24 protein-coding genes and 1 tRNA gene are annotated in these 24,061 nt (G+C 69.6%); 20 read left to right on the top strand and 5 right to left on the bottom strand.

Features of this window, described 5'->3' with window-relative positions; translation table 11 throughout:
* The first annotated feature begins 64 nt into the window (after positions 1-64).
* From NXI30_09900 to NXI30_09950, 11 genes are all read left to right on the top strand, one after another.
* Complete coding sequence (locus tag NXI30_09900; GenBank protein MCR9094519.1) at positions 65-1,129, top strand: polyprenyl synthetase family protein; 1,065 nt, start codon at positions 65-67, stop codon at positions 1,127-1,129.
* A gap of 192 nt (positions 1,130-1,321) precedes the next feature.
* A complete protein-coding gene (locus NXI30_09905; GenBank protein MCR9094520.1) occupies positions 1,322-1,609 on the top strand; it encodes a helix-hairpin-helix domain-containing protein in 288 nt (95 codons plus the stop codon).
* A gap of 184 nt (positions 1,610-1,793) precedes the next feature.
* Positions 1,794-2,765: a helical backbone metal receptor gene (locus tag NXI30_09910; GenBank protein ID MCR9094521.1), complete on the top strand. Its 972-nt coding sequence runs from the start codon at positions 1,794-1,796 to the stop codon at positions 2,763-2,765.
* Positions 2,762-3,790 (top strand): iron ABC transporter permease, encoded by a 1,029-nt coding sequence (locus tag NXI30_09915; GenBank protein ID MCR9094522.1) that lies wholly within the window; start codon positions 2,762-2,764, stop codon positions 3,788-3,790. The genes NXI30_09910 and NXI30_09915 overlap by 4 nt, the downstream gene beginning before the upstream one ends.
* Positions 3,787-4,575, top strand: coding sequence for an ABC transporter ATP-binding protein (locus NXI30_09920; protein MCR9094523.1), 789 nt, complete (start codon positions 3,787-3,789; stop codon positions 4,573-4,575). The genes NXI30_09915 and NXI30_09920 overlap by 4 nt, the downstream gene beginning before the upstream one ends.
* A 193-nt stretch (positions 4,576-4,768) precedes the next feature.
* The gene (gene eno / locus NXI30_09925) at positions 4,769-6,067 is read left to right on the top strand and encodes a phosphopyruvate hydratase (protein ID MCR9094524.1); all 1,299 of its coding nucleotides are present in this window, start codon (positions 4,769-4,771) and stop codon (positions 6,065-6,067) included.
* On the top strand, positions 6,064-7,029 hold the full coding sequence (locus NXI30_09930) for a hypothetical protein (protein MCR9094525.1): 966 nt from the start codon (positions 6,064-6,066) through the stop codon (positions 7,027-7,029). Before eno ends, NXI30_09930 begins: the two co-directional genes overlap by 4 nt.
* A 243-nt stretch (positions 7,030-7,272) precedes the next feature.
* Positions 7,273-7,875: a response regulator gene (locus tag NXI30_09935; protein ID MCR9094526.1), complete on the top strand. Its 603-nt coding sequence runs from the start codon at positions 7,273-7,275 to the stop codon at positions 7,873-7,875.
* Positions 7,876-8,027: 152 nt separating this feature from the next.
* The gene (locus NXI30_09940) at positions 8,028-9,212 is read left to right on the top strand and encodes a dihydrodipicolinate synthase family protein (GenBank protein ID MCR9094527.1); all 1,185 of its coding nucleotides are present in this window, start codon (positions 8,028-8,030) and stop codon (positions 9,210-9,212) included.
* Position 9,213: 1 nt separating this feature from the next.
* Entirely contained in the window at positions 9,214-10,860 is a 1,647-nt protein-coding gene (locus tag NXI30_09945; protein MCR9094528.1) for a PfkB family carbohydrate kinase, read from the top strand.
* 240 nt (positions 10,861-11,100) lie between these two features.
* A tRNA-Ala gene (locus NXI30_09950) sits at positions 11,101-11,176 on the top strand.
* A 267-nt stretch (positions 11,177-11,443) separates the two neighbouring features.
* Here the strand turns inward: NXI30_09950 and NXI30_09955 are convergent.
* The gene (locus tag NXI30_09955; GenBank protein ID MCR9094529.1) at positions 11,444-12,235 is read right to left on the bottom strand and encodes a hypothetical protein; all 792 of its coding nucleotides are present in this window, start codon (positions 12,233-12,235) and stop codon (positions 11,444-11,446) included.
* A gap of 202 nt (positions 12,236-12,437) precedes the next feature.
* On the opposite strand from NXI30_09955, the gene NXI30_09960 reads away from it, so the two are divergent.
* The 6 genes from NXI30_09960 (at position 12,438) to NXI30_09985 (ending at position 17,628) form a co-directional block, all read left to right on the top strand.
* Positions 12,438-12,659, top strand: coding sequence for a dodecin family protein (locus NXI30_09960; GenBank protein ID MCR9094530.1), 222 nt, complete (start codon positions 12,438-12,440; stop codon positions 12,657-12,659).
* Positions 12,660-12,684: 25 nt separating this feature from the next.
* Entirely contained in the window at positions 12,685-12,912 is a 228-nt protein-coding gene (locus NXI30_09965) for a dodecin family protein (protein MCR9094531.1), read from the top strand.
* Between the two features lies 1 nt (position 12,913).
* Positions 12,914-13,966, top strand: a complete 1,053-nt coding sequence (locus tag NXI30_09970) for an NTP transferase domain-containing protein (protein MCR9094532.1) — start codon at positions 12,914-12,916, stop codon at positions 13,964-13,966.
* Positions 13,959-14,963, top strand: coding sequence for a hypothetical protein (locus tag NXI30_09975; GenBank protein ID MCR9094533.1), 1,005 nt, complete (start codon positions 13,959-13,961; stop codon positions 14,961-14,963). Before NXI30_09970 ends, NXI30_09975 begins: the two co-directional genes overlap by 8 nt.
* Positions 14,960-15,646 (top strand): TIGR04282 family arsenosugar biosynthesis glycosyltransferase, encoded by a 687-nt coding sequence (locus tag NXI30_09980; protein MCR9094534.1) that lies wholly within the window; start codon positions 14,960-14,962, stop codon positions 15,644-15,646. Before NXI30_09975 ends, NXI30_09980 begins: the two co-directional genes overlap by 4 nt.
* 632 nt (positions 15,647-16,278) lie before the next feature.
* Complete coding sequence (locus NXI30_09985; GenBank protein MCR9094535.1) at positions 16,279-17,628, top strand: porin; 1,350 nt, start codon at positions 16,279-16,281, stop codon at positions 17,626-17,628.
* A 250-nt stretch (positions 17,629-17,878) separates the two neighbouring features.
* Here the strand turns inward: NXI30_09985 and NXI30_09990 are convergent, their stop codons facing one another.
* Positions 17,879-18,145: a hypothetical protein gene (locus NXI30_09990; protein ID MCR9094536.1), complete on the bottom strand. Its 267-nt coding sequence runs from the start codon at positions 18,143-18,145 to the stop codon at positions 17,879-17,881.
* Between the two features lie 481 nt (positions 18,146-18,626).
* On the opposite strand from NXI30_09990, the gene NXI30_09995 reads away from it, so the two are divergent.
* Genes NXI30_09995 through NXI30_10005 form a run of 3 tightly spaced genes read left to right on the top strand, consistent with a single transcriptional unit; the run spans position 18,627 to position 21,812 of the window.
* A complete protein-coding gene (locus tag NXI30_09995) occupies positions 18,627-18,965 on the top strand; it encodes a P-II family nitrogen regulator (GenBank protein MCR9094537.1) in 339 nt (112 codons plus the stop codon).
* Positions 18,966-18,990: 25 nt separating this feature from the next.
* Positions 18,991-20,883, top strand: a complete 1,893-nt coding sequence (locus NXI30_10000; protein ID MCR9094538.1) for a DUF3604 domain-containing protein — start codon at positions 18,991-18,993, stop codon at positions 20,881-20,883.
* Between the two features lie 35 nt (positions 20,884-20,918).
* Complete coding sequence (locus tag NXI30_10005) at positions 20,919-21,812, top strand: hypothetical protein (protein ID MCR9094539.1); 894 nt, start codon at positions 20,919-20,921, stop codon at positions 21,810-21,812.
* Here the strand turns inward: NXI30_10005 and NXI30_10010 are convergent.
* From NXI30_10010 to dapA, 3 genes are all read right to left on the bottom strand, one after another.
* Positions 21,796-22,263 (bottom strand): nuclear transport factor 2 family protein, encoded by a 468-nt coding sequence (locus NXI30_10010; protein MCR9094540.1) that lies wholly within the window; start codon positions 22,261-22,263, stop codon positions 21,796-21,798. The two genes, NXI30_10005 and NXI30_10010, sit on opposite strands and share 17 nt — an antisense overlap.
* A 120-nt stretch (positions 22,264-22,383) precedes the next feature.
* Entirely contained in the window at positions 22,384-23,184 is an 801-nt protein-coding gene (gene dapB, locus NXI30_10015; protein MCR9094541.1) for a 4-hydroxy-tetrahydrodipicolinate reductase, read from the bottom strand.
* Complete coding sequence (gene dapA, locus NXI30_10020) at positions 23,181-24,056, bottom strand: 4-hydroxy-tetrahydrodipicolinate synthase (protein ID MCR9094542.1); 876 nt, start codon at positions 24,054-24,056, stop codon at positions 23,181-23,183. Before dapA ends, dapB begins: the two co-directional genes overlap by 4 nt.
* Positions 24,057-24,061 lie beyond the last annotated feature (5 nt).

A 24,061-nucleotide genomic window follows, 5' to 3' on the forward strand; every position in this document is an offset into this window, starting at 1 on the left:
TTTGAAGCGTTTTTGGAGATTTCCAGCTTTGACACCCGGTTTGGGCGCGGCTAGATTGCCCGGCATGTCACGCCCCCTCTTCGACGCCGCCAACGAATCGCCCGCTTCTCTCGAGGAGAGTCTCGGTCTCGCCTTCCAGCGGATCGGTCCGGCGATGGAGCTGGTCGAAGTCGCGCTCCGCGACACGGTCGAGTCCCGCTCGCAGGTCGTCGGCGACGCCGGGAACCACCTCCTCGACTCCGGCGGCAAGCGGCTGCGCCCTGCCCTCGTGCTCCTCGCGGCCGAGCTCTGCGGCTACACGGGTCCGCGGCGGATCGAGCTCGCGGCCGCCCTCGAGCTCCTCCATACGGCGACCCTCGTCCACGACGACGTCGTCGATCTCGCGGACGTCCGTCGCGGTCGACCGTCGGCGAACGCGATCTGGGGAAACCGGCGCGCGGTCCTGGCGGGCGACTTCTTCTACGGCCGCGCTTCGTCGATCGTGATCCAGGACGGAAACCTGGCGATCGTCGAGAGCTACGCGGAAGCGATCCGGCTCCTGGCCGAGGGCGAGCTGCTCCAGCTCGAACGGAGCTTCGACGTCGACATCACGGAGAAGCACTACTACGAGGTGATCGAGCGGAAGAGCGCCGCGCTGCTCGCGACCTGCTGCGAGATCGGCTCGCTGCTCGGCGAGGTCACCCGTGGCGAACGCAACCGGATCACCGAGTTCGGCAAGCAGCTCGGAACCGCCTTCCAGCTGAAGGACGATTGCCTCGACTACAAGGCCGACCTCGCGACCATGGGCAAGGCCCCCTTCGCCGATCTGCGCGAAGGCAAGATCACGCTTCCGCTGATCCTGACGCTGAAGCGCGCCCGGGTCGCCGAGCGCGATCACGTGGCGAGCGTCCTGAAGAGCGCCGCGCGACTGGCGGACGAACACGGCGGCAAGGCGCCCGAAGGTGCGCCGGAGCTCGAGTTCGAGGAGATCGCCTCGCTCGTCGATCGCCATCACGGCGTGGTCGATACCCAGAAGCGCGCCGAGGAACACATCGGCCGGGCGCTCGAAGCGATCGCGCCCTTCCCGGACGGCCCCGCCAAGGAAGCGCTCTTCGCGGCGGCGAAGTTCTCGGTCCTCCGCGATCGCTGAACGCATGGGTCGCCTGCGGCTCATCGTTCGCCGGCGAGCGCTCGGCGAACAGGGTGCTCGCCCGACGTTCCGGAATTCCCCGTGAAGAGATTCGCCCCAGGTCCCGGGGAGATCGATTCCATGTCCTCCATCCACACGGGTGCCTCGCGGTCGCGTTCAGGCGCTTTTCGGAACGTGTTCGCATTCCTGCTGGTGGCGTTCATTCTCGGCTTCGGCGGAACCTCCGCCGTGGCCGCGGATGCGAAGAGCCCCCTCGACCTCAACGCAGCGACCGCCGAGCAGCTCGAGGCGCTGCCGGGGATCGGCGAGGTGAAGGCAGCGGCGATCCTCGCGGTGCGCGCGGAGCGCGGCGGCTTCCGCTCCGTCGACGAGCTCGAGAGCGTGCGCGGGATCGGGCCGGCGCTGCTCGGCAAGCTGCGCGGTCAGGTGAAGGTCGGGCCGCCCCGGGGCGGTCAGGCCCGGAAGGTCGCCACGAAGTGAGAGCGGACCGCCGGGGCCTCGTGCTCCGGCGGTCCTGCAGCCCGATCCACGCCGAAAATGCCGGGTTCGGGCGTGCCGACTATGATGGGCCGGCTCCGGCGGCGGGGCCGCGCGCGCTGTGCGCCGAGTCCGAGCCGCCTGCGACCGGACGCCACTCCCTCGGGCGCCCGCGCCAGAGGCCCCCTTGGTCCCGCTCCCCCGAAGCTCTCAGCGACCGAACGAAGTCCGTCCGCACCTCCTGGCGCCGGCGGCGGTCCTGGTCCTGGTCCTATCCGCGCTCTGCGCGCCGGCGCCGGCCGCTGCGCGCGAGGACGGGCGGCCTCCCCTTCCCCGCCTGATCTCCCTCAACCCGTCGTTGACTTCGATCATCGTGCGCCTCGGCGCGGCGTCGGCGCTCGTCGGGGTCGACGACTACTCGGCGCAGGTCGTGCCCGAGGTGGCCGATCTTCCCCGCGTCGGGGGCCTCTTCGATCCGAGTCTCGAGGCCGTGGTCGCGCTCGGTCCCGACCGGGTGCTGCTCGTGGCCGGGGTCGATCAGGAGGGACACGCTTCGCGACTCACCCGCGCCGGCGTCGCGGTCGACGTCTACCAGAACGAGCGTCTCGGTCAGGTCCTCGAGAACATCGAACGTCTCGGACGACTGCTCGGCCGCGAGACCGAGGCCGCGGCGCGAATCGCCGCGATCCGAGCCATGCAGGCCGCGGTCGAGATCGCCACGGCGGCTCGCCCCCGGCCGACGGCGATCGCGGTCGTCGATCGCTCGCCGCTCTACCTGGTCGGGCGCGACACCTTTCTCGACGAGATGCTGGCGGCGGTCGGAGCGGAGAACCTCACGCAGTCACTGGCACCGGGCTATCCCCGCGGCTCGATCGAATGGCTGATCGCCGCGCGCCCGGAGCTCGTGCTCGACATGACGCCGGGCGCGTCGGAGGCTCGCGCCTTCTGGAGCCGGTGGCCGAGCCTGCCCGCGGTCGCGAACGGTCGGGTCGTGACCGTCGAGGCGAGCCGGGTGAGCATGCCGGGGCCGGATCTCGACGCCGCGATCCGTGCGCTCGCGATCCTGGTGCACGGCGAAGAGATCGCTTCGCCGATCGACGCGGCGCTGACCGAGGCATCGACCGGGGCCCCCGACGCCCTCGCGGAGCCGGCTCCATGATGCGCCTCTCGCGATCCCGGCTCGTCTTCGTCCTCGGCGGGCTCGTCGCCGCCGTCGGCGCGATCACCCTCGTGGCGCTCGCGACCGGCCCCTCGGAAGTCGGCTGGTCGGACGTCGTCCGGATCGTCACGGGCGAATCGAGCGAGGTCGATGCGGCGACGCGGGACATCGTGCTCCGGGTACGCGGCCCGCGGGTGGTGCTCGGGCTTCTGGTCGGTGCGGCGCTCGCCACCGCGGGCGCGGTCTTCCAGGCCCTGCTTCGCAATCCACTGGCCGATCCGTACGTCCTCGGCGTCTCCGGCGGCGCGGCCCTCGCGGGCATCTCCGTGCTCGCGCTCGGAACCGCCTTCGCGCTTCCGACGTCTTCCGTTCCGATGGCGGCGTTCGGCGGCGGTCTCTTCGCGACGGCGCTCCTCTATTGGGTCTCCGGCGGTCGCGGTCGCAGCTCGCCGACGGGGCTCCTCCTGACCGGCGTCGTCTTCAATGCCTTCGCCTCCGCCGGGATCGTCTTCCTCGCCTCCGTCGCCGGCTTCTTCGAGGGCTCGCGCATCTTCCTCTGGCTGATCGGGCACCTCTCCGCCGTCGAGATCGACGCGGTCGGCGTCGTCGGCGCGAGCGTCGTGCTCGGGCTCGTGACCGCGTTCCTGCTCTCGCGCAGTCTGAACCTGCTCGCGCTCGGGGACGAGTCGGCGTCGCATCTCGGTGTCCCCGTCGAGGCCCATCGGCGATGGCTGCTGCTCGCCACGTCGCTGATGGTCGGCGCCGCCGTCGCCGTCTCCGGGCTGATCGGCTTCGTCGGATTGATCGTCCCGCATTCGCTCCGCCTCATGATCGGCAGTGACCACCGTCTCCTGCTGCCGGCGACGGCGCTGACCGGCGCGGGCTTCCTCGTCCTCTCGGACACCGTCGCGCGGACCGTGCTCGACGGGCGGGAGCTTCCGGTGGGCGCGGTGACCGCGATCGTCGGCGGGCCGCTCTTCATCTACCTGCTGCGGCGCGCGCAGGCGCGGGGTCCACTGGCATGAGTGTGGATCTCCTCTTCGACGGCGTGCGGGCGGACGTGGGCGGACGCACGTTGCTCGCGAATCTCGACTTCGCGGTCCGCGCGGGTGAGATCGTGGGGCTCGTCGGTCGCAACGGCGTCGGGAAGACGACGCTGCTGCGGATCGCGTCGGCGGCCCTCGCGCCCGGTGCCGGCCGCGTCCTGCTCGGCGGCGAAGACGTCGCGAGTCTGGCCCGCCGGACGCTGGCCCAACGGGTCGCCCTCGTCCCGCAGGATCTCCACGTGCCCTTCCCGTTCCGGGTGGGCGAGCTCGTACTGATGGGGCGCGCGCCGCATCAGCCACTCCTCGGCCTCGAGAGCGACAGCGACGTCGAGGCCGCCCTCGAAGCCCTCGATCGGCTGGGGGTCGGGGACCTCGCGGACCGCGAGATCACGAGTCTGTCCGGCGGCGAACGCCAGCTGACCCTCTTCGCCCGCGCGTTGGTCCAGGACCCGGAGGTCCTGCTCCTCGACGAGCCCACCGCGTTCCTCGATCTCAAGCATCGCGTCGAGGTCCTGGCCGAGGTCCGGGCCTTTGCAGCACGCGGTCGCGCGGCCCTCGTGGTGTCCCACGACCTGAGCCTCGCCGCGCGGACCTGTGACCGCGTCGTGCTGCTCGGGGAAGGCGGGATCGTCGCCGCCGGCACCCCGGCCGACGTCCTCCAGCCCGAGCCCCTGCGGCGCGCCTTCGACATCGAGGCGGAGAGCTTCGCGGCCCCGGACGGACGGATCGTCGTCGTGCCGCGGATTCCGGCCACCCGGGACTGATTCGCGCGCGAGCGGGAGGGCCCCACCTGCTAGACTGCGCGCGCCCGGGAGGACGGGGCCCGATGGCCTCACTGCGTCCCCGGCGCGCCCGAAGCGAATCCGCCGGCGAGGACCGCCTCGCCCGGTGCGCCGCTCGGGCCAATCGAAGTCGCCCGCGCGCGGAGCGCGGGAGGTCCCAGAGGAGAGAACGGCGATGGCGCAGACGAGCGTCGACCTTGTCCAGGGCAGGGAGATCCTGGATTCGCGCGGCAACCCCACGGTCGAGGTGGAGGTCGTGACCAGCGATGGCGTGCTCGGTCGCGCGGCCGTTCCTTCCGGGGCTTCCACGGGGGCGCGCGAGGCGCTCGAGCTCCGCGACGGGGACAAGGATCGCTATCTCGGCAAGGGCGTGACCCAGGCGGTCGCCTTCGTGAACGGCGAGCTGGCCGCGGCGGTGAAGGGCATGGCCCTGGGCGGCCTCGACGAGCAGGCGGCGCTCGACGCGAAGCTGATCGACACCGACGGGACCGAGACGAAGTCGCGCTGTGGCGCGAACGCCCTCCTCGGGATCTCTCTCGCCGCGGCGCACGCGGCGGCGAACGCGACGAAGACGCCGCTCTACCGCTTCATCGGCGGCGCCGACGCGAACCTCCTGCCGGCACCCATGATGAACGTGCTGAACGGCGGCGAGCACGCGGACAACTCCGTCGACGTCCAGGAGTTCATGCTCTACCCGCTGGGTGCGCCGACGTTCTCCGAAGCGCTCCGCTGGGGAGCGGAGGTCTTCCACACCCTGAAGAAGGTGCTCCTCGAGAAGGGCTACTCGACGGCGGTCGGTGACGAGGGCGGCTTCGCCCCGGACCTGAAGAGCAACGAGGAGGCCCTCGAGCTGATCCTCCGGGCGATCGATCAGGCGGGCTACACGGCGGGCAAGGACATCTCGATCGCACTCGATCCGGCGTCGAGCGAGTTCTACGAGGACGGGACCTATCATCTCGCCAGTGAGAACCGGAAGCTCGACAGCGCGGCGATGGTCGAGTTCTGGGCGGACTGGGTCGCGCGCTATCCGATCGTCTCGATCGAAGACGGCCTCGCCGAAGACGACTGGTCGGGCTGGTCGGCGCTAACCGCGAAACTGGGGAACCAGTGCCAGCTGGTCGGAGACGACCTCTTCGTGACGAATCCGAAGATCCTGAAGCGAGGCATCGAGGAGAAGAGCGCGAACGCGATCCTGATCAAGGTCAATCAGATCGGAACCCTGACCGAGACCCTCGAGGCGATCCGGATGGCCGATGCCGCGGGCTTCGGCTCGATCTCGTCCCATCGCTCCGGCGAGACGGAGGACACGACGATCGCGGACCTCGCGGTGGGCGCGGCCACCGGGCAGATCAAGACCGGGTCGATGTGTCGCTCGGATCGGATCGCGAAGTACAACCAGCTGCTTCGAATCGAGTCGCAGCTCGGCGCGGCCGCACGTTATGCGGGCGCGTCGCGTCTGGCGGGACAGGGATGATCCGCCTGGGGAGCCGGTCGCGGGCCGCGCGGGCGATCGTCTGGACGATCGCGGGGGCGCTGCTCGTGCTTTCGTCCGTGGCGTCCGCCTTCATTCCCGAGGCGGATCGTACGATCCGCGAGATCGCGAAGGTCAACCGGAGCTCCGGTCGCAGCCAGGCGATCCAGCTCGAGCTCACGATGCGGATCGGCGATCGCGAGCCCGTTGCGCGGGGCCAGCTGATCACCCATCCCTCGGGCCTCGCGCGTCTCGAGCTCCGCGGCTTCAACGGACGCATCGATCGCTACCTGCTCTCGGGCCCCGAGCTCGCGGGCGCGAAGGACGGATTGCGGATCGAACGTCCCCAGCCGCTCCTCCAGCCGCTCTTCTTCCTGCAGCCCTCGACCTCGTCGACGCTCCGGACGGCGCTGGAGTCCTTCGACGTCTCGAGCGACGTGATCGGACTCGCGACCTGCGGTGACGAGGACTGCTTCGTGATCGGCGACCCGCGACTCGCCGCGCCGCTCCCGGGGCCCGACCGCTTCGCGCTCGAAGGCGACGACGTGCTCCTCGATCCGCTCGGCGCCGACGGCGACGAGTATGCGCTGGCCGCTGAGACGCTCCTCGGCCCGGACGGCAAGGCCGTGATTCCCGCCGCCGACGCGTCCCTCGACGGGCCGGAGCTCGCGATTCCCGGGGACGTGCTCCTGCCCCGCCTCTGGGTCGACACGGAGGACCTCCAGGTCCGTCGGATCGACCGGGCGAGCGGCGTCTTCACCATCTTCGGCCCCGTCGTCTCTTTCGAACGCCTGATGGTCCCCGCCTGGTTCGAGATCCATGAGCCGGACGCGGAGCCGATCCGCTTCGAGATCGACCGCGCCGTTCAGGTGAACGCCCCGCCGCAGGCCTTCAGCCGCAAATGGCTGCTCGCGCCGGTCGGGGATCTGCCGAATGGGTCCGAGCCCGCCCCGGCTTCGCCCTGAAAAGCCCCCGACGCTTCCCCGGATCGTCGATTTCCGGCTTCGGGCGGAGCCCCGTCTCCGCGGAATGCCTGAAAGATTCCAATAAACCACTAATGCCGATCGGGTGAATCACCGATCTCATCGGCAAGTGATGCGCAGGAAGCGCGCAGCCCGTAGCGCGCCCGTCCTGCCCGACCCGAATTCTCCGTCCCTGGTGTGGGGCAGCGGCGGAGTTCCGGGTCGAACAATCCGGAATCTTTGGAAATGGCGAACCAGCAGACTCTCAACATTCTCGTCGTGGACTCGGAAGAAGAGGCCCGCCTACAGCTGAAGGACGTGCTCACCGAGCAGGGCTTCGGCGTCACCACCCTCTCCGAGCCGCTCCGCGCGCCGGAAGAGGTCCGACAGAATCGCTTCCAGATGATCGTGCTCGACGTCTCGCCCGGGAGCGGGGGGACCGAAGCGCTCGCGGCGATCCGCGGCTTCGACGACGACATCTGCGTGATCGCGACGACCGGCGTGGCCTCGGTCGAGGCCGCGGTCGCGACCATGAAGCACCAGGCGTTCCACTATCTCCAGAAGCCGATCGACAACGACGAAGTCCTCGCCGTCGTCCAGGAGGCGATCAAGGATCGCGGACTGCTCGTGGACCTCGAGACCCACCTCAATACCGAGGTCGGTCGCCGCATCCGCGCAAAGCGTCACGAATCCGAGCTCACGCTCAAGCAGCTGGCCAATCGAACCGGTCTGTCGGTCAGCCTGATCTCCCAGATCGAGCTCGGCAAGAGCGCCGCCAGTATGTCGACCATGCACAAACTGGCCGCCTCGCTCGGTGTCCGAATGACGTACTTCTTCGAAACGATCTGAGTCGTACCGGGCGCGCTGAGCACCGCATCTTTCCGCGCTTCTCACTACGCCCGTCCTCGACGTACGGGAGTACGTCTGCGGCGGGCTCCGTTCCGAGGCGCGAAAATCTACGGCACTCATCACGCCCTCAGGCCTTTGGGTCTGGGGGCGTAATGCGTTTCTGGGGCCCGAATCCGGGGCGCTCGCGAGCCCGCTATCATGCGTCCGCGCGCGGACCTCGCGCGGAGGATGCTTCCATTCGTTCCGTAGAGACTTCACGACCGAAGCCCGGGTTGTCGGTTCCGGTGCTTTCCATTCTCGACGAGGAGGGGAAGCTGATCGAGGAGGATCAGCGGGCCCTCGTGCGTCACGTGGTTCAGGACGGGTACGGGGCGGACATCCTCTTCTCGGCGGGGACGACCGGGGAGTGGGACAAGGTCGACAACGCGACGCGGCAGGCGGTGATCCGGGTCTGTGCGGAGGAAGTCGCCAAGCTCAATCTCGGGCTCGTCTCGAACGGGTCGAGCGCGGTCGAGAGCTGGGCGGGCGTCACGGCGCCGACGGCGGGGGATACGCTCGCGAACCTCGAGCATGCGATCGACTGCGGGGTCGATGCGGCGGTGATCGCGCCGCTCTCGATCGAGGGCGTGGCCGATCCGGTGCGCTTCATGCTGCGTGACGTGTCGGATCTGCTCGACACGAAGATGCGCCGCATTCCGATCTTCCTCTACGACAACGCCGATATCGCGATCGACCCCGCCGTGCCGCACATTCGCACGAAGCAGGTGAAGGCGATGAGCCGGCTCGACTTCGTGCGGGGGATCAAGGTCTCGGCGTCGAACAAGGTGCTCGGCAACTACACGCGCGCGGCCAAGAGCTTCAAGGATCGCGGCGAGTTCGGGATCTACGTCGGGAACGCGAAGCTGATCTTCGACATCTACCGTCCCTACCAGGGCTTTTTCGGCGTGATCCAGGAACACTGGGATCGCTGGCGGCGCGCGGGCGGGATGCCCGTCGGTGTCGTGGCGGGGCCGGCGAACGCCATGCCGCGCGAGTGGGCCTACGCGTGGCAGGTCTGCCGCGCCGGTGACGAGGAGCGCATGGAGGCGGCGCAACGCGTGGTCGATGCGTTCCGGGATCTCTGCGTGGTGGCGAGCGGCAAGCGCACGCTCGCCTGTCTCAAGCGGGCACTCTACGCCGAAGGCGTGATCTCGAGCCCCTGCGTGGCGCCGGGCACACCGGAGCTCGCGCCTGGCGAAGCCGAGGATTTCGATGCGAAGTTCGCCGTGCTCAAGGAGACGACGCGGCGCGAGCTCGGGGAAGTCGCGATGACGCGCTTCGAGAAGAGGATCGACTGACGTGACGGACTCCGGAGCGACGGACGAAGAGAAGCTCGAGCTCGTCGGCATCGGCAGCATGGTCCTAGACCGCATGCACCGGACCCGGCGCGTGCTCGGACCGAACGAGAAGGGCCTGCTCGACGACGTCGACTCGGGTGGCCCGGTCCAGACCTGCATCGGGGGCGTGCTGCTGAACCAGGCCGGCTGGGCTGCGCTCTTCGGTGCGCGCGTCGGCCTCTTCGGGCGGCAGGCGGACGACGACGCCGGACGGACGCTGCGCGCCGCCATGAAGCAGGCAGGGATCGAGACGAGTCTCGATCTCACCGGCAGCGCCAGCTCCCTCGCCGAGATCTTCGTCGACGCCGAGGGCGAGCGGGCGATCTACATGGCCGCGGGCGCCACGGCGGAGACGACCCCCGCCCACGTGCGCGACGACCACGCGGACTTCATCGCCCGCGGCGAACGGCTCACGACCGAGGTCTCGCAGCTGCCCCTCGACACGACCCTCGAGGCGCTTCGGGTGGCCCACGAGCGCGGCCTCGAGACCGTCGTCGACCTCGACGTGTTGCCGAGCGATGCGGTCCAGGGGCTCGGTGATCGAGAGACCCTCGACGCGGTCCTGCGCGAGGCGGATCTGCTCAAGCCGACCGCCCTCGCGGCGCGCGAGCTCTTCCCGGAGATCGATGCGCTCGAAGCGCTCGTCGCGGCGATTCGCGAGGCGTACGACATCGCGACGGTCCTGCTGACCGACGGCGAGCGGGGGGCGCTCTGCAGCGACGCGAGCGGTACGCGATGGATCGCGGCCTATCCGGTGCGCACCATCGTCGACACGACCGGCGCCGGGGACGCCTTCTTCGGCGGGTTCCTCGCCGGGCAGGCGCTCGGACTCGACGTGGACGAGGCCGCGAAGCTCGGAAACGCGTGCGGGGCGGCGTGCGTCGAACGGATGGGCGCGTTTCCCGAGGCCGCCGATGCGCTCCGCGCCCGGGCGATCGAGCTCTACGACGGCGCGACGCCGACCGACGAACGGTGGGCCTCGCTGACTGCGCGCGCGACGACCGAGTCCGTCCCGGGCGCCGCGGGGCGCCGCGTGCTCGACGTGGCGGCGCGGGAGCTCGGCGCGCTGGCGGAGCGACACGACGGTGTGTCGCTCCAGGCGGCGGCGGAGCTGATCGAGGCGGCGGAGGCGGCGGGCAATCGCGTGCACGTGACCGGCGTCGGCAAGCCCGAACACGTGGCGCACTACGGGGCGAGCCTGCTCTCCTCGACGGGCGTCCCGGCGACCTTCCTTCACGCGACCGAGTCCCTTCACGGCAGCCTCGGGCAGCTCGTGCCCGGCGACGTGGTGATCGCGATCAGCAACAGCGGGACGACCTCCGAATGCCTGCTCGCCGCCACCGCGATCCGCGGGTACGGCGGAAAGCTGATCGCCGTCACCGGCGGGCTCTCCTCACCCCTCGCCGAGGCGGCGGACGTGACCCTGGATGCGGGGGTGAAGGAGGAAGGCGGCCCGCTCGGCCTGGCGCCGCGCGCGAGCGTGGCGGCGGAGATCCTGGTGATCGCCGCGCTGGGGGCCGTCCTGCAGGAGCGCCGGGGGCTCGACCGAAAGGACTATGCCGCCCGCCATCCGGCGGGCGCGCTGGGGAAGCAGGCCCGGGGCGAGTAGCCCGCCGCGCATCCCCTGCCGGCAGCCGAAGTCGGCACGCCATCGCCGCGTCGGCGGTGCGCCTCGTTCCCGAGGGGCGGGCGCGGTGCTCGCCGACCCGGGACCGGCTGCCTGCCCCCTGCCATTGACGCTGGGAGGGCCTCGCTCTAAGGTCCGCCGCTCGAAATCTCGCGATCGCGGGGCGAATCCGCTTCCCAGAGCGGAATCACCGACTCCCGACGCGCACGAAACCACGCTCATGGGGCCGTAGCTCAGCTGGGAGAGCGTCGCGTTCGCAACGCGAAGGTCGGCGGTTCGATCCCGCTCGGCTCCACCATCTATGCGACGAGGAAGCCGCGGGCCTGATCGGCCCGCGGCTTCTTGCGTTTCGGGTGGTGCGTGGCGGCGAGGCGGGAGGCGACGCCGAGCGGGATGGGGCGGCTTGCTTCTCGATGGGCTGCGGGTCCTTTCGTTTCAGCGGGTGCGTGGCGACGCGGCTCGAGGCGACGCCGAGCGCGTCCTTGGCATGCGCCTCGCGGAGCGCGCGCCGAGGCGCTCCCCCCGTGAGACGTTCTCCCTGACCGTTCGCGCCGAGCTTCGCTTGTTAGGCGATCGCCACGTGCGCGAGGGTGGCCAGGCCGCCGGCGAGGAGGGCGCCGTCGACCGCCAGGTGGCCGTAGTGTTCGGTGGGGCGGAAGGTGGCGAGGGCGAGGAGCTCGAAGGCGGGGATCCAGGCCAGCGGGGTCAGGGCGTCGGGGACGAGGGCCGCGGCCAGCGCGAGGACGAGGGCGCTGCGGGCGAGAGCGAGGGCTCGCGTCGGATGGACGGCGGCTTCGTCGTCGCGCAGGTTCGAGGCGACCAGGTTGGCCCAGAAGGTCGGGAAGAGGATGATGGCGAGGGTCACGGCGTCGCTCGCGGTGGCGTCCGGGGCGGCGAGCCAGGGAAGGCCGACGCAGATGCCGGTCCAGGCGATCGAGACGTAGAGACTCTTGAGGGCGGGCAGACGCTTGAGGCGGCGGTGCAGGAGACCGAGGGCGCCGATGGCGATGCAGAGCGCGAGGCTCTCGCTCGAGCTGCCGACGGCGGTGATTCCGAGGAGGACGGTCGCGGCGGCGAGGGCGATCCGGAAGCCGGTGAGGTTTCGCTCGATGAACGCGGTTCGCCGGGGAGACGTATGACGATCCCGGTCGAGGTCGCGGAGGCGGTCCACGCCGTAGACGACGAAGCAGCCCGAGGCGGCGAGGACGGCCCAGCGGCCGAGATCCGCGGCCTCGATGACGGTCCCCACGGCCGCCGACAAGGTCGCCGCGACGGCGGCGGGGAGCCAGAGCGTGAAGGCGACGCGATCGGCCAGGGTCGTCGTCGCGGATCGGGTGTCGGGGGGGCCGAGCGACACGGGGAACGAAGACCTCGGGTGGGGAGCGGAGAGCGCGGCGCCGGGTGCGCCGTCGTGGCGGGGATTGCCCGGAGTATGCCAGCGGGTTCGCGCGTGCCCATGCGACGCGAAGGCGGGCCGCGACGCGCGGGTGGCGGACCTCGCGCTAGATTCCCGGTCGAGTGCCCGTTTTCGGGCGCTCGCCTGCGCGGAGTCGGACCGGATGTGGGTCAGCAAGATCAGTGAAATCATCGGGTCGAGCCCCGAGAGCTTCGAAGCCGCGGCGGCGGAGGTCGTGGCTCGTGCGAACCGGACCCTGCGCGGAATCACGGGCATCGAGGTGCTCGACAAGCGCGTGAAGGTCGAGGACGGCCAGATCGCCGAGTATCGCGTGCGCCTGCGCCTCTCCTTCGACGTCGCCCCGCGCGGCGAGATCCACTGGTAAGCGCGATCCCAGGAGTCGACCCCCGATGGCCATCGCTTCCGTCTCCACGATCACGAGCGCCTCGCCGAACAGCTGGCAGGAAGCGGTCGAGTTCGGCCTCGAACGCGCGCGCCAGACCCTTCGCGGGATCACCGGCATGAAGGTCCTCGAAGAGAAGGCGATGGTCGAAGACGGGGAGATCGTCGAGTACCGGGTCACCCTCCAGGTGATCTTCCTGCTCGACGAGACCGATCCGACCGAGGGCGGGGCCTAGCGTGGCGAGCGCTGCGCAGACCGCTCCGACCGGCCCCGCGACGCGGCCGGTTCCGGCGATCGTGACCGCCGGCGACAGCCGGGCGGCGAAGGCCGTCTACGGCAAGAGCAAGGTCTACCTGGAGGTCGACGGCCTGCCCCTCGTCGCCCACGTCGTGCGCGTGCTGCAGGACTGTCCGGAGATCTCCGCGGTCTGGGTGGTCGGGGATCCCGGTCGCCTCGAGAGCGCCCTCGGCGGAAAGCAGTTCCGGGCGTCGCTCTCCAAGCCCCTCTACATCGTCGAGCAGCAGCGCGATCTGATCGCGAATTGCTGGGAGACCTATCGGCGGATCCTCGCGGACGACCCGACCCGGGGCCACGACCCCGTGAGCGAGGCGGACATGGACCAGGAGGTGCTCTTCCTCTCCGGTGACCTTCCCCTCGCGACGCCCCAGGAGATCTCGTCGTTCGTCAAGCAGGCGCGGGTCCAGGGCGACGATCACGTCCTCGGTCTCTGTCCGGCGGAGTCCCTCGACGTCTTCCGCCCGAAGCACGAGGGCGAGGCCGGAATCACCGTCGCCTACTTCAATCTTCGCGACGGTCGCTTCCGCCAGAACAATCTCCACTACGCCCGCCCGGCCCGGATCGGCCGTCGCGAGCGACTCGAGGAGATGTACGAGATGCGCCATCAACGGCGCTTCTGGAACATGTTCACGCTCACGCTGCGCCTACTGCTCGATCGCGTCGGCGGGCTGAAGATCGCGTTCCTCTTCGGGATGATGCACATGGCGGGCGTTGCGGACCGCAACGGCCATCCGCGCCTCGCGCGGATCCTGGCGCGCTCGGTGACCCTCGACATCAACCGCACGACCATCTGCAAGCTGCTCGACACGCGATTCTCCTTCGCCGTGACCGAGAGCGTCGGTCCGGCCCTCGACGTCGACACCGAAGAGGAATACGACGCGATCTGCGAGAAGTACGACGAGTGGATGGCGGAGCAGCGGGAACGGAGCGAACGACTCCACGGCCCGATTCCGCCGCGAATCGCGCCGCCGCAGGGAGAGACGGGTGTCTGAGCACGAAGCGATCCAGGCCGTCCGCGAGCGCGCCGCGCTCTTCGACATGACCGGAGCCCGCGGACTGATCGAGGTCCGAGGGGACGACCGGACGCGTTGGCTGGACGGGATGATCTCTGGCGACGTGACCCGACTCGACGCGGACGGCGAAGGCGCGGGGTGTTACGCGACGCTGCTGACGAATCGGGGCGCGATCGTGGCGGACCTTCACGTCGGCCGCATCGCGGAGACCTACCTGCTCGAGAGTCTCGGGAGCGAGATCCCGCGGATCATCGAGACCCTCGAGCGCCTGCTGATCGCCGACGACGTGACGCTCACCGATCGCAGCGGTGACTTCGCGACGCTCGGGCTCGAAGGGCGCGGCGCGCGTGCGATCCTGGCCGCGGCGGTGGAAGGCGAGGCGCCGGCGCCGGAGCGCTGGGCCGCGCTGGAGCTCGGCGGCGCCGACGTCCTGGTCGGCGCCTTCGGTTGGACGGGCGAGTCGGCGTTCCAGGTGCGCTGCGCGCCCGGCGATCGCGACGCCGTCGAGGCCGCCCTCGACGCGGCGGCCGGCCAGGCGCTGGTCCGCGGCGACGAGACGGCCCTCGAGATCCTGCGCGTCGAGGCCGGGGTTCCGGCGCTCGGACGCGAGCTCGACGAGGAAGTGCTGCCGCCGGAGGCGAGGCTCGAGCGCGCGATCGCGACCGAAAAGGGTTGCTATGTGGGCCAGGAGATCGTGGCGCGTCTGCGGGCGCGCGGGCAGGTCAATCATCTGCTCGTCGGTCTCGATCTCGAGCTCGAGGGGGCGGAGACACCGGAGGTCGGAACGGCGCTCTCGGCCGATGATCGCGAGACCGGCGAGCTGACGAGCGTCACCGTCTCGCCCCGCCGCGGACCCATCGCCCTCGGCTACGTCCGACGCGAACACGCCGAGCCGGGAACCGAGGTCTGCTTCGACGGAGGAACCGCGCGGGTCGTCGACCTGCCCTTCGTCGAGGTCGGCGAGGCGCCCGCGTGACGCGTGGCTGGCTGATCGTGTTCGCGAAGGCCCCTCGTCCAGGCCTCGTGAAGACGAGGATGGCGCCGCCGCTCAACCTCGGTCAGGCCGCCCGGCTCTACGAGGCGATGCTCGCGGACGTACTCGACGCGAGCGCGCGCTTCGCCGCCGCGCTCGATCTCGAGGCGGTGCTCGCCTTCCATCCCCCGGACGCGGTCGCGGAGATGATCGGGGGGACGCCGCCCGCGTTCCGGCTGCAGGTCCAGCGGGGTGTCGGGCTCGCGGAGCGAATGGCGAACGCGTTCGCAGAAGCGGCCGCAGCGGGGGCGCCCTTCGCGATCCTGCGCGGGAGCGACAGCCCTGGGCTGGAACAAGCGCAGATCGAGGCTGCAACCCTACATCTCGACGGGAGAGCCGATGTCGTTCTCACACCCGATGCGAGCGGAGGCTACGCCCTCGTGGGTCAGCGCGCCCCCGATCCGCGGATCTTCGATGTGCCGATGTCGACCCACGACATGGTCGATCAGACGGTCGCGAGATGTGAGGCGCTCGGTCTCCGCGTCCACCAGACGAAACCCACGTTCGATCTCGATGAAGCCGGGGATCTGACCGCCCTGGATGCCTGGCCGCCGGAAAGATCGTCCGACCTTTGCCCCCTCACAGTCGAAGCGATCGCGGATTTGCGAAAATCTGGTGTGCTATAGATCACCCCCTCGGCGGACGACGCCGAAGACCCCCCGAAAACGAGCGGACCCGAGGCCGACGCATTCATCGTCGAAGTCGACGAATCGAAGCCGGCGCAGCGTCCAGCAAAAGCCCAACGGATCCCGAGCGCCGCGCTCTCCCCGACCCGGGGATGTGCGCCGAACGCTGACGCGGAACCGAATGCAAACGACCCCCCGTCGGAGCATGTGGCGAGCTTGAGTTTCGAGCCTCCTCGACAATCGAACGAATCGCGGCCGCTTTCGGCCGAAGCGCGCTCGCACGGGCGCGTGCGGATCGGTGTGCTGCGCCGCGATCTGCGCACCTGCCTCGCAGACGCGCACGCCATGGCGTTCGATCGGGCAGACCGCTTCTCAGTGGAACCCCCGGACGCCGCGTCGCCCACGTTGAGGGCCTTCTCGCGCGATTCCGGTGTCGGTTCGAGCCGGCACGGCACTTGCTCTTCCGAAGCGGGACGAAATCGTCCCGAACAAGATTCCTCCGCGCCCGTGGGCACGGAGTCAGGGGGCGGCTCGCCCCACACGATTCCCTCGGCGCCGCACGGGGATCCCGATTTTCGGGACCTCGCGAGGTTCGAGTGGAGAGTCCGACAACCTAGTAGGAGAGATTCCCAATGCGTTCCAAATTGATCACCGTCGTCACGGCGGTCGCGAGCACGTTGCTCGTGGCGCACGTGGCAGCCGCCGACCAGGTCCAGGAGCAGCTGATGCTCATGGAACAGCGAATGGCGGAGATGGAGGATCGTCTCCAAGCGACCTCCGACGAGCTTGCGGCCGCACAGGCCACCGTCGTCGAGCAGCAGGATCTGCTCATCGATTCCGGTCTCTACGAGGAAGAGGGGCTTCGCTCCGGCGCCGGCGGCTTCTTCGAGTCCGTCGATGTCTCGGGTGTTGCGGCGGCCAGCTACAACCACCGTCTCATCAAGGCCAAGGACGCCTTCAACGGGGCGACCCCCGGTGGCGGTGGCGGTAACGGTTCCTTCTTCAAGAACCCGAACGCGAACACGTTCCAGGTCGACCAGATCTGGATCACCCTCGACAAGGCCCCGACGGACGAGAGCCGCGGCGGTTTCCACGTCGAGTTCGCGACCGGTACTTCGTCCGCCGCCCAGGGTGCGCGGAACGGCAACCCGGACGTGCCGTACCTGTACTCCGGCTTCGTGAGCTATCTCGCTCCGATCGGGAACGGCGTCCAGGTCGACCTCGGTAAGCTCGGCACCGTGCTCGGCGCCGAAGTCGTCCAGACCAACGGCAACTACTTCATCACCCAGGGCGCGGTCTTCAGTCTCCAGCCGGTGACCTACAACGGCGTCTCCTTCTCGACCCAGCTGACCGACGAGCTCGGCTTCTCGGCCGGCGTCGTGAACGACGTCTACAGCGACACCGACGTCTCGGCGGACAACGACAAGGCCTACTTCGGTCAGTTCCAGTTCGCGGGAGACGGCTTTGGTCTGAACGTCGGCGGCATCATCGGCGACAGCGACGCGTCGAGCTGCGGTACCGTCGATGCGCGCAGCACGGACTGTCAGGTGTCGGTCGTCGACGTGGTCCTGACCGCGAACCCGACTGACAACCTGAGCCTCTGGGTCAACTACGACTGGGTGCACGTCAGTGGTCGGAACACGGGCGCGTCGACCTCGCCGGGCAACGTCAACGTCCACGGTGACACGCACGGCATCTCCGCTGCCGGTCGATTCGCGATCACCGACGATATGGGTGTGGCGACGCGCGTCGAGTACATCAACGCCGAAGACAACGTGAACGGCACGGCGGACGACGGTGAGCTCCTCACCCTCACGGGTACCGTCGACAAGACCCTCGCCGAGGGTCTCGTCGGACGGATGGAGCTGCGCTGGGACACGATCCTGGACGACACCGGCGCCGGATTCACTCAGAACGGCAACGGGGTGGGTACGAACAACGACCAGCTCGTCGCACTCTGGCAGCTCTACTACGAGTTCTGATGCCTGAGTAGTTGGACTCTCCCCCGGCCTACGCGGCTCGCCGCGTAGGCCGGGTGTCCAACGAGTTCCAACGAGAAGGGCGCGACGTCTTCAAGACGTCGCGCCCTTTTCGGTTCGGCTCCGCGCTTCGTTCGAAACCCGCGCGCTTCGCGGTTCTTCGGCCTGGACCGCGCGCGAGATGGGACGCGCTGCGACGATCGCGCAGGCGTCCGTCGAGTGGAGGGGATCCGCGGGGTCGGAGGCGACCCGCTCAGCCGCCGACGCGCCAGGTGGCGCTGATGCCGAGCTTGTCCATCTTGGCGTAGAGGGTCCGGCGGCCGATCCCGAGGGTTCGCGCCGCCGCCGATCGGTTGCCCCGACACTCCTTGAGCGCCTGGGTGATCCGGTAGGCCTCGGCCAGATCGAGCCATTCGCGAAGCGTCTTCTTGCTCGCGGCGGGGGCAGCGGGCTCCGAGCCGCTCGCTGAGCGGACGAAGCGGGTGAACTCCTCGAGGTGATCCAGGTCGTTCGGGGCCATTGGAGTCGAGTTCAGATCCATCGTGAGCCTTTCGGTCGGTCCGTTCCGGGGATTCGGGGGGCACCGGGCGAGCGGACGAGGCCGCCGACGCCGGTCGCGAGCATTCCGGGCGGAATGCTTCCACCCTGGAGATCGCAAGGGGCGTGCCAACGGGGAGGTGGGCCGGGTTCGGCCCGGTCGTCGGGTCCGGGCCCGTTCTCGAGGCAATGAGCGGCGTTTCAGCGCGGTCGCGCTCCGACCCTGTGCGCAGGCCGCTGCCCAGGCGAGCGGCAGTGCCCGAATCGCGGGCATCGATGATGCCCACTTGCGCCGCTTTCGGCACGCATGATCGGACCCGGGACCTCGGGTGGAGCGCCGCGGGGCGGGAGTGGTACCGTGCGGATTCCGGACGATGCCCGCGGGCGCGACCTCTGATCGTGCTGCCGCGGCTCCCCGAGAAGCCCAGAGAAGACGGTCATCCGAGCGTCGGAGTTCGCGCCCCATGAAGAAGATCGAAGCCATCATCAAGCCCTTCAAGCTCGACGACGTGAAGGAAGCCCTCGGCGGCCTCGGCGTCGAGGGCCTGACCGTGACCGAAGTCAAGGGCTTCGGGCGCCAGAAGGGACACACCGAGCTCTATCGCGGCGCGGAGTACGTGGTCGACTTCCTGCCCAAGATCAAGCTCGAGGTCGTCATCGACGACGACAAGTCGGACGCCGTGATCGAGGCGATCGTCGGCGCGGCGAACACGGGCAAGATCGGCGACGGCAAGATCTTCGTGATTCCCCTCGAAGAGGCGGTCCGCATCCGGACCGGCGAACGCGGATCGGCCGCGGTCTAGCGTGGCTCGACAGACGCGTGGGGCGATGGCGCTCGGGCAGGCGGCGATGCTCTTCCTCCTCGTCTGCGCCGGCGCGTCTTCTGCGTGGGCGCATCCGGCCCGGCAGCTCTACTGGGGCGACACGCATCTCCACACCTCCTATTCATTCGACGCGTTCCTGAACGGCAACCGGAGCGCCGACCCGGATACGGCCTATCGCTGGGCGAAGGGCCTGCCAGTCATCCACCCGTACCACCGGGCGCGCATCCAGGTCGAGACGCCCCTCGACTTCCTCGTCGTCGCGGATCACGCCGAGTATCTCGGCGTCATCCGGAAGCTCTATCTCGGGGACTACGAGCACGAGGGTGAAGAGCCCGAATTCGTACGGACGCTCCGAACGGCGATCGATTCCGGTCGTGGCGGCGCCATCTTCTCGGGCGTCCTGCCCGCAGCGACCGTCGAGCCGGGGGAGACCCGGAACCCGGTGAACGACGATGGTCAGCCGAACCAGCTGGCGGTCCCCGGTGGCGGCGAGCCGATCCGCGAGACGGCGTGGAGGGAGACCACGACCGCCGCCGACCGGCACAACGAGCCAGGTCGCTTCACCGCGATGATCGGCTGGGAATGGAGCTCGCTGCCGAACGGCGCGAATCTCCACCGCGTCGTGATGACGAGTGCCGACGGCGAGACGGCACGGCGCTTCATGCCCTACGCCTCGAGCGATTCGATGTACCCGGACGATCTCTGGGCCTGGCTCGACGAGACGACGAAGGCGACCGGCGCCGAATTCGTCGCGATCCCCCACAACCCGAACATCTCGAAGGGCTACATGTTCGGCGCGACGGCCCTGGACGGCACGCCGTACACGGCCGAGAGCGCGCGCACGCGCGCTCGCTGGGAGCCCGTCGCAGAGGTCACGCAGTACAAAGGGGATTCCGAGGCGCATCCGGATCTCTCGCCCGACGACCCCTTCGCGGATTTCGAGACCTACGAAGGCTACATCCAGACCAACGTCCAGGCGTACGAGGCGAGCGTCGGCGACTATGCGCGCTCGGCCCTTCGACGCGGTCTCGAGATCGAAGAGAAGGTCGGCGCGAATCCCTACAAGTTCGGGATGATCGGCGCGACGGACTCCCACTCGGGCCTGGCCGCCGCGGAAGAGGACAACTTCTGGGGCAAGATGGCCCTCGATTCGACGCCGGAGAGCAAGGGCCTGTTCGGGGTCGGTCGCGTCGTCGACGGCTGGAACATCGGTGCCCAGGGGCTCGCGGGCGTCTGGGCCGAGGAGAACACCCGCGAGTCGATCCTGGCGGCCTTCCGACGACGTGAGGTCTATGCGACGACCGGGCCGCGCATGCAGGTCCGCTTCTTCGGCGGCTGGAACTTCGGCGAGCGCGACGCGACCGCGGCGGATCTCGTCGAACGCGGCTACGCGAAGGGCGTCTCGATGGGCGGCGATCTCTCGGGCCCGCCGCCGGAAGGCGGCGCGCTCGCGCGGCTCTTCGGAGGTGACGCGGACGCGCCGTCGTTCCTGATCCACGCTGCGAAGGATCCCCGCAGCGCGAACCTCGACCGCATCCAGATCGTGAAGGGTTGGCTCGCCGAGGACGGGACCAGCCGCGAGCGCGTCTACGACGTCGCCTGGTCCGGTGATCGCACGCCGGACGAGAACGGCCGGGTCGGCGACGTCGGCAACACCGTCGACCTCGAACGCGGCACCTGGACCGACGACATCGGTGCCACCGAGCTGGCGCAGGTCTGGACCGACCCCGACTTCGATCCCGAAGCGCGCGCCTTCTACTACGTGCGGGTGCTCGAGATTCCGACGCCGCGGCACTCCCTGCTCGATGCGATCGCGCTCCAGGCCGAGCCCTCGGACAAGCAGCCGCCGACGCTCCAGGAACGCGCCTACTCGTCGCCGATCTGGTACACGCCGTAGCGACCGTCGTGGCGGGGCTGATCCGATCGCCGCTCGTGATCTTCGCAATCGCGGGGCTCGCGCTCTTCGTGCTGGCGCGTGCCTTCGGCGACCCGCCGGCAGAGGACGCGTCGACTCGTGAGGTGATCGTCGTCGAGCGGGAAGCGCTCCTCGACTTCGTGCAGCTCCGGAGCGGCGAGGCGGACGCGGTCGCGTTGGCCGAACGCTGGGACGCGCTCGACGACGAGGCGCGGCAGGTCTGGGTCGATCGCTTCGTCCGCGAGGAAGCGCTCGTGCGCGAAGCGCGCCGGCTCGGACTCGACCGGGACGACGACCTGATCCGCCGCCGCCTCGTCCAGCAGATGGAGTTCCTGGTCGCGGCCGACGCGGATGAGCCCATCGACGACGCGACCCTGGCCGCGGCGTGGGAAGCGAGCGCGGAGGATCATCGCGTCCCCGCGGTCGCGACCTTCGCCCATGTCTTCGTTCGCGATCCGGCCGCGCTCGCGGCGGGACCGGTGACGGAGGCGTTCGCGCGCGCGGAGGGTCTTCGCGTCCGGCTGAACCAGGAAGCGGTCTCGTTCGACGGCGTGGGTGGTCGCGGCGATCGCTTCCTCTACAACCGCGTCTACGTCGACCGGACCCTCGGTGAGATCCGCGCGCACTTCGGCTCCGACATGACGACGACCCTCGAAGCGCTCGTACCCCGGGAGAGCGAGTGGCAGGGCCCCGTCGCGTCGGAGCACGGCTGGCACGTCATCCTGCTTCGCCGTCGATCGGAGAGCCGGCTCCCGTCCCTCGACGAGCTGCGACCGGTGCTCGCGCAGGAGATCCGGCGCGAGCGGCAGGAGGCGAGCATGGAGCGTGGGGTCGTCGAGATCCTTTCGGGATATCCCGTCCGAATCGAAGCCGACGTGGGATCGCGCCGGGCTCCTAGCCCGCCCTCATGAACTCCGGCTCGTTGAAGACGTAGCTCTTCTGCTCCACGCGTTTCGCGATCCGCCAACCCGCGTCGGTCCGCACGTACTCGTCGTGGTACCAGAGGCCGCAGAAGAAGATGTGGCCCGTCTCCTCGCCTTCCTTCGGCGCGAGCTCCTGCGGGTTCCAGCACATGACCTTGCCGGTCGCCCTCGTCGCGGGAGAGTCCCCGTCGAGCTTGATCTGGTGGTTCGCGTTCAGGTGCTGGTGGTTCGGGAAGATCTTCATCGCCTTGTGGAGGAAGGCGATGGTCGATTCCAGGTCGCCCTTCGAGCCGCCGAAGGCGGAGTAGTCGATGAAGGCATCGGGGGTGAACACGTCGTCGCGAAGCGCGTCGAAATCCTTCGTGTCGATGATCTCGGAATAGCGCCAGGCGAGGTCCTGGATCTCGAGACGGTCGGAGATTTCCTGGAGCGAGAGCATGGGCGGGTCCTTTCGAGCGGTTTCGAGGGGACGTTCGCCCAGCGACCTACCCCAGTCGACCCCGGCGCCTGTGCGCGCAGCCGGAGGCCGTCCCGGCGAGTGCCCGCACGGAGGATGAGCTCAGCCGATGCCGAGGACCTGCTCGATCCGGTAGAGCCCCGGTTCCTTGCCGGCGAGCCAGGCCGCGGCGCGGACCGCGCCGCGGGCGAAGTGGCCGCGGGTGGCGGCGCGGTGGGTCAGCTCGACGCGCTCGCCGCCGCCGATGAAGTAGACCGTGTGCTCGCCGGGGTTGTCGCCGCCGCGGAGGGTCTGGATCCCGATCGCGCCTTCCGGTCGCGCCCCGGTCTCGCCGGCGCGCTCGAGGACGACGTGATCGGCGAGGTTCTTGCCCTGTCCGTCGGCGACGGCTTCCGCCAAAAAAAGCGCCGTCCCGCTCGGCGCGTCGCGCTTCTGCCCGTGGTGGAGCTCGAAGAGCTCGGCGTCGTAGCCGTCGCCCAGCAGGCGAGCCGCCTCGCGGGCCAGGTAGCCGAGGACGTTCACGCTGACCGAGAAGTTCGGCGCATGGAGGACCGGGATCCGCTCGGCGGCGCGAGCGATCTCGGCCTTGCCGGCCTCGTCGAAGCCGGTCGTCCCGGTCACGTAGGCGACGCCCGCGTCGGCCGCCGCACGAAGGTTCGTGAGGGTCGAAGCCGGGATCGAGAAGTCGATCACGACCCCGCAGCCTTCGAGCGCTCGCTTCGGGTCGTCGAAAAGGACGACCCCTCCGGAGCCCCCCGCGAGCGTCTCGCCGACGCGTTCGTGTCCCGGCCGTTCGAGCGCGCCGGCGAAGACGAGCGAGGGCTCCCCTTCGAGCGCCGCGCGGACTTCGAGACCCATGCGCCCCTCGGCGCCGACGACCATGACTCCGGTCGGACTGCTCATCTGAGGATCCCCAGGTCTTTCAGTACGACCTTCAAGCGTTCGAGGTTCGGCTCGGTGATCGGCGTCATCGGCAGTCGGATCTCTCCGTCGCACCAACCGAGCGCCGCACACGCGGCCTTCACCGGAATCGGATTCGTCTCGCAGAACAGCGCGTCGAAGAGCGGCAACAGCTCGTGGTGCAGCTTGCGCGCGCCCGCGGCATCCCCCGCCGCGAAGGTCCGGACGAGCTCGCTCATCCGTTTCGGCGCGACGTTCGACGACGTCGAGATCACGCCCTTGCCGCCGACGCTCATCAGCGGGAGCGTGAGCGCATCGTCGCCGGACAGGACGGCGAAGTCGTCGGGACAGGCCGCGACGACGTGGGCGATCTGATCGAGGTCGCCGCTCGCCTCCTTGATGCCGACGATGTGTTCGAGCTGCGCGAGACGGCCGATCGTCTCCGGCGCGATGTTCGATGCCGTGCGGCCCGGGATGTTGTAGATGACCAGCGGGAGCGCGGTTTCCCTTGCGACCGCGGAATAGTGCTCGTAGATGCCTTCCTGGGTCGGCTTGTTGTAGTAGGGCGAGAGCAGCAGCGCGCCGTCGGCGCCCGCTTCCTTCGCGTGCGCCGTGAGCGAGATCGCTTCCGCCGTCGAGTTCGAGCCCGTACCGGCGACGACGGGGACGCGCCCGGCGGCGGCGTCGATCGTGATCTCGACGACGCGGTTGTGCTCGTCGTGGGAGAGCGTCGCGCTCTCTCCGGTCGAGCCGCAGGGCACGAGACCGTCGACGCCGGCTTCGATCTGCAGCTCGACGAGGCCCCGGAGCGCGGGCTCGTCGACCTCGCCATCGCGGAACGGCGTGATCAGGGCGGTCATGACACCTTCGAACATGCTCC

Source organism: bacterium, from assembly GCA_024742285.1.
Lineage (GTDB): Bacteria > Myxococcota_A > UBA9160 > UBA9160 > UBA4427 > UBA4427.

Excerpts from the sequence above, each read along its gene's own strand:
- NXI30_09900 (MCR9094519.1), top strand. The coding sequence starts at position 65 with ATGTCACGCCCCCTCTTCGACGCCGCCAACGAATCGCCCGCTTCTCTC.
- NXI30_09915 (MCR9094522.1), top strand. The coding sequence starts at position 2,762 with ATGATGCGCCTCTCGCGATCCCGGCTCGTCTTCGTCCTCGGCGGGCTC.
- NXI30_09920 (MCR9094523.1), top strand. The coding sequence starts at position 3,787 with ATGAGTGTGGATCTCCTCTTCGACGGCGTGCGGGCGGACGTGGGCGGA.
- eno (MCR9094524.1), top strand. The coding sequence starts at position 4,769 with ATGGCGCAGACGAGCGTCGACCTTGTCCAGGGCAGGGAGATCCTGGAT.
- NXI30_09930 (MCR9094525.1), top strand. The coding sequence starts at position 6,064 with ATGATCCGCCTGGGGAGCCGGTCGCGGGCCGCGCGGGCGATCGTCTGG.
- NXI30_09935 (MCR9094526.1), top strand. The coding sequence starts at position 7,273 with ATGGCGAACCAGCAGACTCTCAACATTCTCGTCGTGGACTCGGAAGAA.
- NXI30_09940 (MCR9094527.1), top strand. The coding sequence starts at position 8,028 with ATGCGTTTCTGGGGCCCGAATCCGGGGCGCTCGCGAGCCCGCTATCAT.
- NXI30_09960 (MCR9094530.1), top strand. The coding sequence starts at position 12,438 with ATGTGGGTCAGCAAGATCAGTGAAATCATCGGGTCGAGCCCCGAGAGC.
- NXI30_09965 (MCR9094531.1), top strand. The coding sequence starts at position 12,685 with ATGGCCATCGCTTCCGTCTCCACGATCACGAGCGCCTCGCCGAACAGC.
- NXI30_09985 (MCR9094535.1), top strand. The coding sequence starts at position 16,279 with ATGCGTTCCAAATTGATCACCGTCGTCACGGCGGTCGCGAGCACGTTG.
- NXI30_09990 (MCR9094536.1), bottom strand. The coding sequence starts at position 18,145 with ATGGCCCCGAACGACCTGGATCACCTCGAGGAGTTCACCCGCTTCGTC.
- NXI30_09995 (MCR9094537.1), top strand. The coding sequence starts at position 18,627 with ATGAAGAAGATCGAAGCCATCATCAAGCCCTTCAAGCTCGACGACGTG.
- NXI30_10000 (MCR9094538.1), top strand. The coding sequence starts at position 18,991 with ATGGCGCTCGGGCAGGCGGCGATGCTCTTCCTCCTCGTCTGCGCCGGC.
- NXI30_10010 (MCR9094540.1), bottom strand. The coding sequence starts at position 22,263 with ATGCTCTCGCTCCAGGAAATCTCCGACCGTCTCGAGATCCAGGACCTC.
- dapB (MCR9094541.1), bottom strand. The coding sequence starts at position 23,184 with ATGAGCAGTCCGACCGGAGTCATGGTCGTCGGCGCCGAGGGGCGCATG.
- dapA (MCR9094542.1), bottom strand. The coding sequence starts at position 24,056 with ATGTTCGAAGGTGTCATGACCGCCCTGATCACGCCGTTCCGCGATGGC.